This is a genomic window from Paracoccus sp. S1E-3 (assembly GCF_013868135.1).
Classification (GTDB): Bacteria; Pseudomonadota; Alphaproteobacteria; order Rhodobacterales; family Rhodobacteraceae; genus Paracoccus.
In genome coordinates, this window is the sequence record NZ_JACEMU010000016.1 from 425,452 (window position 1) to 438,073 (window position 12,622).

13 protein-coding genes are annotated in these 12,622 nt (G+C 67.4%); 9 read left to right on the forward strand and 4 right to left on the reverse strand.

Features of this window, described 5'->3' with window-relative positions; translation table 11 throughout:
• The first annotated feature begins 11 nt into the window (after nucleotides 1-11).
• Both H1S04_RS16630 and H1S04_RS16635 read left to right on the forward strand, forming a co-directional pair.
• On the forward strand, nucleotides 12-431 hold the full coding sequence (locus tag H1S04_RS16630) for a Fur family transcriptional regulator (RefSeq protein WP_181746629.1): 420 nt from the start codon (nucleotides 12-14) through the stop codon (nucleotides 429-431).
• On the forward strand, nucleotides 428-949 hold the full coding sequence (locus H1S04_RS16635; protein ID WP_181746630.1) for a tetratricopeptide repeat protein: 522 nt from the start codon (nucleotides 428-430) through the stop codon (nucleotides 947-949). The genes H1S04_RS16630 and H1S04_RS16635 overlap by 4 nt, the downstream gene beginning before the upstream one ends.
• Before the next feature lie 3 nt (nucleotides 950-952).
• On the opposite strand, the gene xylB is transcribed toward H1S04_RS16635, so the two are convergent.
• Together xylB and H1S04_RS16645 are read right to left on the reverse strand one after the other, a co-directional pair.
• On the reverse strand, nucleotides 953-2,383 hold the full coding sequence (xylB, locus tag H1S04_RS16640) for a xylulokinase (protein WP_181746631.1): 1,431 nt from the start codon (nucleotides 2,381-2,383) through the stop codon (nucleotides 953-955).
• A 177-nt stretch (nucleotides 2,384-2,560) separates the two neighbouring features.
• On the reverse strand, nucleotides 2,561-4,018 hold the full coding sequence (locus H1S04_RS16645; protein WP_181746632.1) for a mannitol dehydrogenase family protein: 1,458 nt from the start codon (nucleotides 4,016-4,018) through the stop codon (nucleotides 2,561-2,563).
• 237 nt (nucleotides 4,019-4,255) lie between these two features.
• Between H1S04_RS16645 and H1S04_RS16650 the strand changes: the two genes are divergently transcribed.
• The 7 genes from H1S04_RS16650 to H1S04_RS16680 all read left to right on the forward strand — a co-directional run bounded on the left by H1S04_RS16650 (nucleotide 4,256) and on the right by H1S04_RS16680 (nucleotide 10,694).
• Nucleotides 4,256-5,257: a sugar-binding transcriptional regulator gene (locus H1S04_RS16650; protein WP_181746633.1), complete on the forward strand. Its 1,002-nt coding sequence runs from the start codon at nucleotides 4,256-4,258 to the stop codon at nucleotides 5,255-5,257.
• 64 nt (nucleotides 5,258-5,321) lie between these two features.
• A complete protein-coding gene (locus H1S04_RS16655; protein ID WP_181746634.1) occupies nucleotides 5,322-6,470 on the forward strand; it encodes an ABC transporter substrate-binding protein in 1,149 nt (382 codons plus the stop codon).
• Nucleotides 6,467-7,327 carry a branched-chain amino acid ABC transporter permease gene (locus H1S04_RS16660; protein WP_181746635.1) on the forward strand — a complete coding sequence of 287 codons (861 nt, stop codon included), beginning with the start codon at nucleotides 6,467-6,469 and terminating at the stop codon, nucleotides 7,325-7,327. Before H1S04_RS16655 ends, H1S04_RS16660 begins: the two co-directional genes overlap by 4 nt.
• Nucleotides 7,327-8,256 carry a branched-chain amino acid ABC transporter permease gene (locus H1S04_RS16665; protein ID WP_181746636.1) on the forward strand — a complete coding sequence of 310 codons (930 nt, stop codon included), beginning with the start codon at nucleotides 7,327-7,329 and terminating at the stop codon, nucleotides 8,254-8,256. The genes H1S04_RS16660 and H1S04_RS16665 overlap by 1 nt, the downstream gene beginning before the upstream one ends.
• On the forward strand, nucleotides 8,249-8,917 hold the full coding sequence (locus H1S04_RS16670) for an ABC transporter ATP-binding protein (RefSeq protein WP_181746637.1): 669 nt from the start codon (nucleotides 8,249-8,251) through the stop codon (nucleotides 8,915-8,917). Before H1S04_RS16665 ends, H1S04_RS16670 begins: the two co-directional genes overlap by 8 nt.
• Nucleotides 8,907-9,602 (forward strand): ABC transporter ATP-binding protein, encoded by a 696-nt coding sequence (locus H1S04_RS16675; RefSeq protein WP_181746638.1) that lies wholly within the window; start codon nucleotides 8,907-8,909, stop codon nucleotides 9,600-9,602. Before H1S04_RS16670 ends, H1S04_RS16675 begins: the two co-directional genes overlap by 11 nt.
• A gap of 69 nt (nucleotides 9,603-9,671) precedes the next feature.
• Nucleotides 9,672-10,694: an aspartate-semialdehyde dehydrogenase gene (locus H1S04_RS16680; protein ID WP_181746639.1), complete on the forward strand. Its 1,023-nt coding sequence runs from the start codon at nucleotides 9,672-9,674 to the stop codon at nucleotides 10,692-10,694.
• A 66-nt stretch (nucleotides 10,695-10,760) separates the two neighbouring features.
• Here the strand turns inward: H1S04_RS16680 and H1S04_RS16685 are convergent, their stop codons facing one another.
• Nucleotides 10,761-11,474, reverse strand: coding sequence for a DUF2268 domain-containing putative Zn-dependent protease (locus H1S04_RS16685; protein WP_181746640.1), 714 nt, complete (start codon nucleotides 11,472-11,474; stop codon nucleotides 10,761-10,763).
• A 189-nt stretch (nucleotides 11,475-11,663) separates the two neighbouring features.
• Entirely contained in the window at nucleotides 11,664-12,596 is a 933-nt protein-coding gene (locus H1S04_RS16690; RefSeq protein ID WP_181746641.1) for an MBL fold metallo-hydrolase, read from the reverse strand.
• Nucleotides 12,597-12,622 lie beyond the last annotated feature (26 nt).

Genomic DNA, 12,622 nt, shown 5'->3' on the forward strand with positions numbered 1-12,622 from the left:
AGGACCAGCGGATGAGCGCCGAGACCACCGATTTCGCCCGCGCCCTGCGAGAGGCCGGGCTGCGTGTCACCCAGCAGCGCATGGCGTTGCTGTCGATCCTGATGGATGCCGCCGATCACCCGAATGCCGACGAATTGCTGGCCCGCGCCCGCGATCTGGACGATTCCATGTCGCTGGCCACCGTCTACCGGACCCTGTCGGCACTGGAGGAAGCGGGCCTGATCCGCAAGCTGTCGCTGGAAAACGAACCGGCGCGATACGAGATCGCACCCGCCGCCGAGCATGACCATCTGGTCGATCTGGACACCGGCGAGGTGATTGAGCTGGCCAGTGACGAGATCCACCGGCTGCGGGCGGAACTGGCCGCCCGGCTGGGATACGAGATCGTCAGCCAGCACACGCTGATCCGGGCGCGAAAGATGCGGGGTTGAGCGGCCTTTTCTCGGCAAAATTCAAGCGCAGAGCTTTCGCCGTCTACGCGACGATCTTCATGTGCATCTGGATTCCCGGCATGGCCGCGTCGCTGACGGCGAAAACCTGCGTGAATCCGAAATATGACGATGCAAAGCGGCTGCGCTTCTGCAATTTCTCGCTGACCGTCGTGCAGGTGACCGTTTTCGCAACCGAGGGACACAAGGTCGCCGGCATTCTGATGGAGCGGGGAATTTTACGGGCGAATAAAGGCGATGTCGAAGCGGCCCGGCAGGACATGCAGCGCGCATTGAAACTGGCATCCTATGGCACCCCCCACGCCCAGCAGCGCGAGCTTTCCAGGCAATTGGAAGCCGCACCGGGCCACGGAAAAAGCCCCGCACTGGCCGAGACGACGCGGACATATCATTGGCTTTTAAAGCTATTGCTGCGCGCGCAGCGGCCGGATGTCTCGGAAACGGCCACACGGATCTGGAACGAGGTGCTGGACGACGCGTTGACCCGGCCAGACGCCTGATCTTCAGCCGCGATAAAGCCCCCTGAACCGCGTCAGCGCCGCCTCGAAATCCGGGCGCAGTGCCGGATCCGGCAGGATCTCGGTGGCGATTTTCGGCGGCGTGCAGACGGCCACCGGATCGGCCCCGGTCGCCGCCATCAGCCCCAGCCGCGCGGCGCCAAAGGCCGCGCCGAAATCGCCGCTTTCGGGCACCAGAACCGGCAGATCCAGCGCCGTGGCGATCACCTGCAGCCAGTAATCCGACCGCGCGCCCCCGCCAAGCGCCAGCAGCGCCTTGGGGTCCGACCCCGCCGCGCGCAAGGCCGCGAGGTTGTCGGCGAAGGCGAAGGCCACGCCCTCCAGCACGGCCTGGGTCATCGCCGCCCGGTCGGTCCGCGCCGACAGCCCATCGAAACTGGCCCGCGCGGCGGCATCGTTATGGGGCGTCCGCTCGCCCGACAGATAGGGCAGGAAGGTGACCTCGCCGGGGCCGCGCAGCTGATGGCCCAGCTCGGCGGTCAGCTCGGCCGGCTTGCGCCCGACGATGCTCGATAGCCACTCCATCGCGGCCGAGGCGGACAGGATAACTCCCATCTGGTGCCACATGCCCGGCAGCGCGTGGCAGAAGGCATGCACCGCGCTTTCCGGGCGCGGCAGGTAACGGTCCGTCGCCGCGAACAGCACCCCCGAGGTGCCGAGCGAGACGAACCCCTGCCCCCCGGTCACCGTGCCCGCGCCGATCGCGGTCGCGGCATTGTCGCCCGCCCCGCCGGCCACGGGCGTGCCGGGCTGCATCCCGAATTCCGCGGCCACATCGGGGCGCAATCCGCCCGAATTCTCGCTGCCCTCGATCAGCCGGGGCATCTGGTCGCGCCGCATGCCCGAAGCGGCCAGCAACCTGTCCGACCAGGCCCGCGCGCCGGTATCCAGCCAGCTGGTGCCGGCGGCGTCCGACATCTCGGCCACGCGCTCGCCGGTCAGCCACAGGCGCAGGTAATCCTTGGGCAGCAGCACGCAATCGACGCGGGCGAAAGCCTCGGGTTCGTGTTCGGCCATCCAGACCAGTTTCGGCGCCGTGAAACCCGGAAAGACGATATTTCCGGTGATGGCGCGAAATTCCGGCATGGCATCCAGGCGGGCGGCCTCGACATGGCTGCGGGTATCGTTCCAGAGGATCGCCGGGCGGATCACCTGATCGGCGGCGTCCAGCGTCACGGCACCATGCATCTGCCCGGACAGCCCAATCCCCTTTACACCCGACAGGTCATGGCTGGCGCGCAGTTCATTCAGCGCCGCACGGGTGGCCGCGATCCAGTCGGCGGGGGCCTGTTCGGCCCAGCCTGCATGGGGTCGCTGAACCGTCAAGGCGGCGGTGGCCGATCCCAGCACATGCTGGTTTTCGTCCATCAGCAGCACCTTCACCCCAGAGGTGCCAAGGTCGATCCCAAGATACATGTTGTCTCCCCGGTTTCAGATCGAAGCCATCAGCCGCATCAGAGCTTCGGAGAATTTCGCGATGTTAGCAACGACAGCATCGGCGAAAATTGCCCGTTCTCGCGCCCGCCCGCAGCCTGGCCGCCGGGGGCGCCCGGTTTGCCACCGACAGGACAAAGGGCGAGGTCGCAGGCACCGTCAGCCGTCCAGATAGCGGCGCAGCGTCGCCGCCGTGCCGTCGTTCCACAGCGCCGTCAACCAGCGGCCAAAGGCCTCGGCGAATTGCGGATCGCGCCCGGTGTCGCCATAGATTTCTGTCATGGCCAGCCAGGCGCCGGGGTTTTCCCGCGCCTCCAGCGCCACCGTGTTCAGGTGGTCCCAGTTCGGGTCGTTGGGTTCGATCACCGCACCGGAATCGGTGGTCCCTGCGCAGTAGCGGCACCACAGCGCCGATTCCAGCGCCAGCCCCTCGACCTGTTCCCCGGCTGCCAGGCGATCGGCGATGGTCGGGATGATGAACTTCGGCTGCCGGTTCGAGCCGTCGAGGCACAGCCGCCGGATGGTGTCGCCGATCTTGGGATTGGCGCAGCGTTCCTCGACCTTGGCGAAATAGGCGTGCAGGTCGGTCTTCGGCACCGGCGGAACCGAGGGGATCACCTCGTCATTTTCGACCTTGCGCAGGAAGGCGCGGACCAGGTCGTTTTCCATCGCCTCATGGACGAAGTGGATGTCCATCAGCCCGGACGGATAGGCGATGATCGCATGCCCGCCATTGAGGATGCGGATCTTCATCAGCTCCCACGGGGTCACGTCGGCGACGAATTCGACGCCCACCCTTTCCAGCGCCGGGCGCCCGGCCGGAAAATTGTCCTCCAGCACCCATTGGATGAAGTCTTCGCAGAAGACCGGGCTGTCATCGTCCACGCCCATCTCGCGGATCATGGCGCGCTCGCGATCGCTGGTGGCGGGGGTGATGCGGTCGACCATGCCATTGGGGAAGGCCACATTGGCGGCGATCCACTCGGCCAGTTCGGGGTCAGACAGGCGCGCGGTTTCCACCACGGCTTCGCGGGTGATGACCCCGTTATGGGGAATGTTGTCGCAGCACATGACGGTGAATGGATCCACCCCCGTCGCACGGCGCGCCTTCAGGCCCGCGACCAGAAGGCCGAAGACGGTCTTCGGTTCGGCCGGGTTGGCTCCGTCGGCCACGATGGCCGGATGCGTCCTGTCGAAATGCCCGGTGGCAGCATCGATGAAATAGCCGCCCTCGGTGATGGTCAGGCTGGCGATCTTGGTCGCGGGACTGGCCAGCTGGGCGATCACCGCCGCCGGATTGCCGGGCGCGAGATAGTCGATCATCGCCCCCACCACGCGCGGATCCGAGGCCTCCGCCGACTGTTCGACCACGGTATACAGGAAATCCTGCCCGGCCAGAACCTCGCGCGCCTTCGCGTCCGCAGGCATCACGCCCGCCCCCACGATGGCGAAATTCAGTCCCTCGCCGGTGTTCATCAGCCGGTCCAGATAGACGGCCTGATGGGCGCGGTGAAAATTCCCCAGCCCGAAATGGACGATCCCGGCGGTCAGGGCGTCGCGGTCATAGCCCGGCACCGCAACCGGCAGCGCGGAGAGATTGGCGTTGTTCAGTTTCATGTGCTGCTTTTCCAGTTGCAGACGCCGTGCCCGACGGCGCGGCGGGATGAGGTGACACCGCGCGCGCCACAACGGCACCGGTGCGCTGACGGATGCGTCGCACGGAACATGGCAGTAGCCTCCCCAAATGCGGCAATTGCCCGCACCATGGGCAAACGCTCGCAATATCGGTTAGGCTTGTCAAATCGAATCTCTTACCTCAGTGGCTCGCCGCCACCATAGCAAGCGGGGACGCGGATGAGCCGGGAAAAAGACAAGCTGGATCAGGCCGTTCGCGCGGCGTGGCTGTCCTGGGTCGGCGGCTTGACCCAGGACGAGATCGCCCGCGAAATGGGGGTGTCGCGCCAGACCGCGCAACGGCTGGTGGCGCAGGCGATGGCGGCGGGCGTGGTGAAGGTGCGAATCGATCACCCGCTGTCCGAATGTCTGGATCTGGGCCGGCAACTGCAGGACCGCTACGCCCTGCGGCTGGCGGCGGTCACCCCCGATGCGGGCGGCCGCGTCGGCGTCGCCATGCAGGCGGCCGATCTGATCGAGGCACGGCTGTCGCGACCGGAGCCGACGACGCTGGCCATCGGCACCGGCCGGATGCTGCGCTCGGCGGTCGCGCAGATGCGGCACCTCGACTGCCCGCAGCACCGCATCGTCTCGCTGACCGGGAACATCGCCATCGATGGCTCTGCCGCCTATTACAATGTTCTGTTCACGCTGTCGGAACTGGTCACGGCCAGCAGCTATCCGTTGATGGTGCCGGTCATCGCCGCCTCGTCCGAGGAGCGTCAGGCGTTGCACCGCCAGCCCGGCATCAGCCGCGTCATGAAGATGGCCGAGGAGGCGGATGCCGCCATCATCGGCCTGGGCGATCTGGGACCCGATGCCCCCCTGCGCGTCGACCGCTTCCTGACGCAGGAAGAGATCGACGCCCTGACCGCCCGTGGCGGTGTGGGCGAAATTCTGGGGCGGCCCTTCGACCGCGAGGGCCGGCTTTTGTCGCTGGACGGGCGGGTGGCCTCGGCGCGGCTGCCCGCAACCGACCGGGCGCTGGTGGTCGCGGTCTGCCACGGCCCCGCCAAGCACGCCCCGATCATTGGCGCGTTGCGTGGCGGCCTGATCAACGGGCTGATCTGCGACGAGGCGACCGCCCGCTGGCTGCTGGCCCAGCCCGCCATCCAGCGCCCTTCTGATCGGGCAGCGCGCGCCCAGCCCGACCCCGACCCGCCAATTGGTAAAAACCTATGAAAAGGGTGGAAAAAATCACCGGGAGCGCGTATAGCCCGCTGCGTCACCGATTGGGGAGCGCTCGATGAAATCCACCCTCGCCGCCTGTCTTCTGGCCACGCTCGCGGCTCCGGCCACGGCTGACACCACTGTCGGCCTGCTGCTGCCGGCCTCGGGCAATTACGCAGCACTCGGTCAAGATATCGCGGATGGGTTCCGCATGGCGCTGGCGGAGGCGGGTCGCGACGACATCACCGTGATCGCGCAGGACACCGAAGCCAAGCCCCAGACCGGCCTGACCGCCGCCCGCAAGCTGATCATGCAGGATCAGGCCGATGTGCTGGTCGGCGTCGTATCCTCGGCGGTGCTGGCGGCGGTGCGCGACGTGGTCGACAGCGCGGGCGTGCCCCTGATCGTCGCCAATGCCGGCAATGACGAGGCGACCGGCGCCGATTGCTCGCCCTTCATCACCCGCATCAGCTTCTCCAACAGCCAATTGAACCGTCCGATGGGCGAATGGATGGCCGAGCAGGGGATCAGGTCGGTCTACACGCTCGCGCCTGATTACGCCGCCGGCCAGCAGATGATCGGTGCCTTCACCACCGCCTTCGAGGCCGGTGGCGGCAAGGTGCTGGGGGGCGAGTTCACCCCCTTCGGCAAGACCGAGGATTTCGGCCCCTACCTGGCCAAGGCGCGGGCTTCGGGGGCGCAGGCGCTTTATGTCTTCTACGGCGGGGCGGATGCGGTCAGCTTCGTCAGGCAATATGACAGTTTCGGACTGCGCGATTCGATGCCGCTTTATTCCGTGGGCTTCCTGACCGCGCCGCTTTACCTGCGCAGCCAGGGCGAGGCCGCCGAGGGGGTGATCGGCGCGCTGCACTATCTGCCGATGCTGGACACGCCGGAAAACACTGCCTTCGTCGACGCCTACAAGACCGCGCATGGGGACGACATGCCCTCGGAATACGTGGTGGCGGGCTATGATGCGGGCCGGTTGCTGCTGGGCGCGCTCGACACCGGCGCGACGGGGCGCGCGGCCATTGCCGCGGCGCTGCCCAAGGTTGCCTATACCGGCCCGCGCGGGCCGTTGCAGATCGACCCGGCCACCAACAACATCGTCCAGAACGTCTATGTCTTCGAGACCGTCAAAACCGATGCCGGGATGAGCTATCGGCTGCTGGATACCCGCGAACAGGTGCGCGACGCCCCGAACGGCTGCGTGATGCCCGAGTGACAGGTTTCTGGACGCTTCAGGTGCTGAACACGCTGCAACAGGCGGCACTGCTGCTGCTGATCTCCTCCGGGCTTTCGGTGAGCATGGGGCTGATGGGCTTTGCCAACCTTGCCCATGGCGCGTTGTATATGCTGGGTGCCTATATCGGCATCGCAGTGGCCGCCAAGGCCGGGTTCTGGGCGGCTCTGCTGGCCGCACCGCTGGCCGTGGGTCTGCTGGGGGCGGCGCTGTATCTGGGCCTGCTGGCCCGGCTGCGCGGGCCGATGCAGCAGGTGCTGGCCAGCTTCGGGCTGGTCTTCATCGCGGTCGAGGTCGTCCGCATCCTGTGGGGCGACGTGGCGCTGACGCTGGACAGGCCAGCGCTCCTGTCCGGCTCGGCTGCGGTGCTGGGGGTCGATTACCCAATCTATCGGCTGTTCGTCATTCTGCTGGGGCTGGTGGTCGGCGCGGGCCTGTGGATGGGCGTCCATCGCAGCACCCTCGGCGCGATGCTGCGCGCCTCGGTCGAAAACCGGGGCATGGCCCGTGCCATCGGCATCCGGACCGAGGCGCTGTTTCTCGCCACCTTCGCCCTTGGCGCGGCGCTGGCGGGCCTGGGCGGGGCGGTGGCGGCCCCGCTCTATTCGGCCAATCCGGGGATGGCGATCAGCGCCCTGATTCCGGCGCTGATCGTGACCGTGATCGGCGGCATGGGCAGCATCACCGGCGCGATCCTCGGGGCGCTGATCGTGGCGGGGATCGAGGTCTTCGGGGCCGCTCTATGGCCCGATGCCAGCGCGGTGCTCATCTATGCCGCACTGGCTGCAACCCTGATCTGGCGGCCGCAGGGGCTGCTGGCCGTGAAAGCGCGTCGCTGATGTTCCGGCTGACCCCGATCCGCGCCGCCATCGCAGCGCTGGTGCTGGCGGCACTCGCCGGATGGGCCAGCTTCGGCGGCTATCTGGCGCGCGAGATGGTGGCCGAGATCGCAGTCCTCGCCATTCTCGCGCTGGCGCTGGATCTGGTGGCGGGATTTGGCGGCATGGTCTCGCTGGCGCATGGGGCGATCATGGGCGTGGGGGCTTACGGCTATGCCCTTGCCAATCAGGCGGGACTGCCGCCCTGGCCTGCGGCGCTCGTGGGCATGGCTGCCGCCACCCTGACCGGCACGGCGATCGGGGCGGTTTCGGCGCGGCTGACGGGGGTCTTCTTCCTGATGGCCACGCTGGCTTTCGGGCAGATGATCTGGGCGCTGACTTTCCGCGCCGACGCGCTTGGCGGCGATAACGGGCTGGGGGGCATCGCGCGACCGCCCCTGCCCTTCCTGGACAGCGGCGATCCGCTGGTCTTCGCGCTTTACGCGCTGGTGCTGGCGGCCGGCTGTCTGGCGGTCTGCGTGGCGGTGCTGCGCAGCCGCTTTGGCCAGCGGTTTGAGGCCGTCCACGACAACCCGGACCGCGCCGCCGCACTGGGGATCGCGCCCGAACGCATCCGCGCGCAGGGCTTTGCGATCTCCTCGATGATTGCGGGTGCGGCGGGGGTGCTGGCGGCGCAGCATATGCAGTTCGTTTCGCCCGAGCTGATGGTCTGGACCGCCTCGGGCGAGGTGCTGGTGGTGCTGATCCTCGGCGGCATCGGGTCGCTGAGCGGGGCGGTGATCGGGGCTGCGGGCTTCGTCTTGCTGAAATACTGGGCGGCGGATTGGACCGATCACTGGCATCTGGCCATCGGCGCGCTGCTGATCGTGGTCGTGCTGGCGGGCGAGCGCGGTCTGTCCGGCCTGCTGGAGGGGCGCCGCGATGCTTGAACTCTCGGGCCTGTCCCTGGGCTTTGGTGGGATCAGCGTCATCCGCGATCTGTCGCTGCGGGTGGCACCGGGCGAAAGACTGGTCATTCTGGGGCCGAACGGGGCCGGCAAGACCTCGCTTCTGCGGCTGATCGCGGGCGAGCTGCGCCCCCAGCAGGGCAATATCTGGCTGCATCGCCGCGACATCACCCGCGATACCGTCCCGTCCCGCGCCCGCGCCGGCATCGGCCGCGGCTTTCAGCAGACCAGCCTGTTCACCGGCATGACCCTGCGCGAGAACCTGTCGCTGGCCTGCGACGGCGATGCGGCGGCGATGGAACAGCTGGCGGCCCGCGCCGGACTGACGGATCTGGACCGCCCGGTGGCGAAGGTCGATTACGGAACCGCCCGGCGGCTGGATCTGGCGCTGGCGCTGGCGGGCAATCCGCGCCTGTTGCTTCTGGACGAACCGGCATCCGGCATCGGTCCCGGCGGGGCGGTCGATCTGCACGCGCTGATCGCAGCTCTGCCCCGCGACCTGACGCTGGTGGTGATCGAACACGACCTCGATCTGGCCTTCGCCATCGCCGACCGCATCGCCATCATGGATCGCGGCCGCATCGTCTTCGACGGCGCGCCCGAGGCCGCCCGGCCTGCACTGAAAGCGACCTATGACGTTTGAGATCCAACATCTGACCGCTTTTTACGGCAAGGTGCAGGCGCTGCACGGCCTGTCCCTGCGGGTCGAGCCCGCGCAGGTCCACGCCCTGCTGGGCCGCAACGGCGCCGGGAAGTCGGCGCTTCTGGCGCGAATCATGGGGCTTCTGCCCGCCGCACAGGGCCGCATCAGCTGGGACGGGCAGGACATCACCCATTGGCCGACCCCGCGTGTCGCCCGCGCCGGCATCGCCCTGGTCCCCGAGACGCGTGACATCTTCGCCAGCCTGACCGTCCGCGAGAACCTTACCCTCGCCGGGCGCATCGGGCGGGGCGACTGGACCATCGGGCGGGTGGCGGCGCTGTTCCCGAACCTGTCGCCCCGGCTGGCGACCCCGGCCGGGATGCTGTCAGGGGGAGAGCAGCAGATGCTGGCGATCGGGCGCGCGCTGATGACCTCGCCGCGTCTGCTGTTGCTGGACGAACCGACCGAGGGGCTGGCCGCGCCGATGGTCGCAACCCTGCAGACGGCGCTGGCATCGCTGAAGGCGGCGGGGCTGGCGATCCTGCTGGTCGAACAGAACACCCGCTTCGCCCTGGCGCTGGCGGATCGGGTGACGCTGATCTCGCGCGGGGCGACGGTCTGGACCGGCAGCCCGGACGATTTCGCCGATGCGCAGGCGGTGCGCGCGCGTTATCTCGGGGCGTGACCTGCGCATTCGCACTTTCGAAAGCCAAGTCGCGGACCTATATCGGCAATTCAGCAACGGAGTCTCCTGATGGGCTATCGAATCGCCGTCGCCGGGGCCACGAGCAATGTGGGCCGCGAAATCCTGAACATCCTCGCCGAGCGCGAGTTTCCCGCCGACGAGGTCGTGGCGCTTGCCGGGCGCAATTCGCTGGGCACGGAAGTCAGCTTTGGCGAACGCACGCTGAAGACCCGCAATATCGACAGCTTCGATTTCTCGGGCTTTGACATCGCGCTGTTTGCGACCAACGCCGAAACCTCGCGCAAGCATGCGCCTGCCGCAGCCGCGCAGGGCTGCGTGGTGATCGACACGTCCGAAGCCTTCCGGCTGGACCCCATGGTGCCGCTGATCGTGCCCGAAGTGAATGCCGAAGCCATCGCCAACTATCGCGAGAAGATGATCATCGCCAGCCCCGATGGCGCAACGGCCGAACTGGTGGTGGTCCTGAAGCCGCTGCATGACCGGGCGCGGATTCGGCGGGTGGTGGTGTCGACCTATCAGGCCGTCTCGGGCGAGAACAACGCCCAGATGGACGAACTGTGGAACCAGACCAAGGGCATGTATGTGCCCGGTCAGGAGGTCGAGCCGAAGCATTTCCCCCGCCAGATCGCCTTCAATGTGATCCCTCAGATCGGCACATTCATGGAGGACGGGACCAGCAGCGCCGAATGGCAGATGGTGACCGAGGTGAAGAAGATCCTCGACCCCGCGATCCGCATTTCCGCCACCTGCGTGCAGGTGCCGGTCTTCGTCGGCGATGCCGAATCGGTCAATGTCGAATTCGAGGATTTTCTGGACGAGGACGAGGCCCGCGACATCCTGCGCGAGGCGCCGGGGATCCTGGTGATCGACAAGCGCGAGGATGGCGGCTATGTCACGCCGGTCGAAAGCGTCGGCGATTTCGCCACCTTCGTCTCGCGCATCCGGCAGGATCCGACGGTGGAAAACGGCCTGAACCTGTGGGTGGTGTCGGACAATCTGCGCAAGGGTGCGGCGCTGAACGCGGTGCAGATCGCCGAAATCCTGGGCCGGGACGAGCTGCGCAAGGGTTGACGCCGCCGGGGGCACCGCCCCCGGACCCCCGGGATATTTGGACCAGAATGAAGGAGGGCTGCGGGATCAGTCCTCTTTTTTCGTCTCGGCCGCTTCGGCGGGGATGTCCTGTGCCGGGGTGTCTTCGGGCGTGTCGTCGGACGTGTCGTCGCTGTTGGCCAGTTTGCGCATAGCGGCGCGGAAGCGGTCGACCGGCGTATTCGCAAGAGTTGCGGCGTCCTCATCCGGGTGCTGCGACAGGTATTCCGCGATCAGCCGGTGGCCGAGACCGTAGCCCGACCAGCGGCGGACCTTCCCCTTGCCGAAGAACCATTCGGCGTGGTCATAGGCCAGCCGCGCCCATTCGTTCATCGCCCGCCGCGTGAGCCCGTCCGAGGGCGCGACCGCGTCCCATGGGTCCGGCTTGCCGCCCAGCACCTGCAGGACGAAATGCCCGGCGAGGCCCTCGCTGACAAGCGCCTCGCCCAAGGTCTTGCCATAGCCGGGGCCGTCCCAGCGGATCAGGTGATGGAGTTCGTGGACGAGGGTGCGGATGAAGGGCTCGGGCGCGAAACGGGCGGGGTCGAGGGTGATCTGGATCTGGCCCGGCGCCGGTGCGCAGCCGCCGATGCCCCAGCCGGTCATGACATCCTTGCCGTCACGCACTACGAGGTCGAAACGGGGCAGCGCAGCATGTTCCTCGGCCGCCGCGACGGCCTCGCGGGCTGCGGCGCGAAGCTCGGGTATGACGCGGGTGAGATTGTTGCGCGAATTCAGGTAGTGGATGTTGAAGATCGACATGGCGCCCGGCTGCGGTTTGGACAGGACGAAAGGTTAGGCCAAACCGCCGCGCGACGCCAGAAGTGCGGGCGCCCATCTGCGCGACATCAGCGCGTCAGGCGGGATGGCGCCTGCCGCGTCAAGCCCCCGGCTGGATGCACCGCCGCGATCTGCGCCGGCGGACCAAGCTTCGGCTTCAACCGGAGCCGGTCAGCGGGTGAACTGATAGGTCGCCGGGACATAGCGAAACGAATTTTCGCCATTCGGCGCGATGAACCCGAGGGCCGGGAAAGGCATGTGATAGCCGATGAAGGGCAGCCGTTCTTCGGCCAGCCGGGCCAGAACCTTGGCGCGCGCCTCGGCCCCCTTGACCTTGTCGATGTCGAAGCGGACCTGCCAGTCCGGGCGTTCGACCGAATAGACATAGTGGCTGAAGCTGTCCCCGGTGATCAGCAGCTTCTGCCCCTCACTGTCCAGCAGATAGGTGGTATGGCCTGGGGTGTGGCCGTAAGCGCCCTCGGCGGTGATGCCGGGCACGATCTCCTCGCCGTCATCGGTCTGGCGCGCCCCATCGAGCAGCGGCACCACATTCGCGGTATAGGCATCGCCGGGGTTGGCGGCCCAGTAGTCATTTTCCAGCCGGGGGACGATCAGCTGCGCATTGGGATAGGCGGGCGCGCCGTCCGCCATCAGACCGCGGACATGGTCGCCATGCATATGGGTCAGCACGACATGGGTGATGTCTTCGGGCATGACCCCGACCGCCGCCATGGACGCGCCGATGTTCGCCGCGTTGTCGCCGGCATCGAACAGCACAAGCGCTTCGGGCGTTCTGACCAGCGTCGGTGTATAGCCGCTGCCGGTGCGGTCGTTCGGGATGAAGTTCTGTGCGCTCACCTGTTCAAATTCGGCCGGATCGGCGTTGAGGCCAAAGGTCTGGATCGGGTCCGGCATGTCGCCGGTGCCCCCCAGCAAGGTCGTCACCTCGAAACTCCCGAGGCGGATCTGATTGGCACGCCCCGCGAAGGCGGCAGCGGGGGCGGCGTCCTGCGCCTGCGCCATGCGCGCCGCCGGCACGGTCAGCAGCAAGGGCAGCGCGCCCACGGCAAGGGCGCCGCGGCGGTTGAATCTGGCTTTGAACATCTCAGGCATTCCCTATGCTAATTCTC

What these genes read in the sequence shown, in the direction of transcription:
- xylB (WP_181746631.1), bottom strand. Translation starts at nt 2,383, where the DNA reads ATGTATCTTGGGATCGACCTTGGCACCTCTGGGGTGAAGGTGCTGCTG.
- H1S04_RS16690 (WP_181746641.1), bottom strand. Translation starts at nt 12,596, where the DNA reads ATGTTCAAAGCCAGATTCAACCGCCGCGGCGCCCTTGCCGTGGGCGCG.
- H1S04_RS16680 (WP_181746639.1), top strand. Translation starts at nt 9,672, where the DNA reads ATGGGCTATCGAATCGCCGTCGCCGGGGCCACGAGCAATGTGGGCCGC.
- H1S04_RS16675 (WP_181746638.1), top strand. Translation starts at nt 8,907, where the DNA reads ATGACGTTTGAGATCCAACATCTGACCGCTTTTTACGGCAAGGTGCAG.
- H1S04_RS16665 (WP_181746636.1), top strand. Translation starts at nt 7,327, where the DNA reads ATGTTCCGGCTGACCCCGATCCGCGCCGCCATCGCAGCGCTGGTGCTG.
- H1S04_RS16655 (WP_181746634.1), top strand. Translation starts at nt 5,322, where the DNA reads ATGAAATCCACCCTCGCCGCCTGTCTTCTGGCCACGCTCGCGGCTCCG.
- H1S04_RS16670 (WP_181746637.1), top strand. Translation starts at nt 8,249, where the DNA reads ATGCTTGAACTCTCGGGCCTGTCCCTGGGCTTTGGTGGGATCAGCGTC.
- H1S04_RS16630 (WP_181746629.1), top strand. Translation starts at nt 12, where the DNA reads ATGAGCGCCGAGACCACCGATTTCGCCCGCGCCCTGCGAGAGGCCGGG.
- H1S04_RS16650 (WP_181746633.1), top strand. Translation starts at nt 4,256, where the DNA reads ATGAGCCGGGAAAAAGACAAGCTGGATCAGGCCGTTCGCGCGGCGTGG.
- H1S04_RS16685 (WP_181746640.1), bottom strand. Translation starts at nt 11,474, where the DNA reads ATGTCGATCTTCAACATCCACTACCTGAATTCGCGCAACAATCTCACC.
- H1S04_RS16645 (WP_181746632.1), bottom strand. Translation starts at nt 4,018, where the DNA reads ATGAAACTGAACAACGCCAATCTCTCCGCGCTGCCGGTTGCGGTGCCG.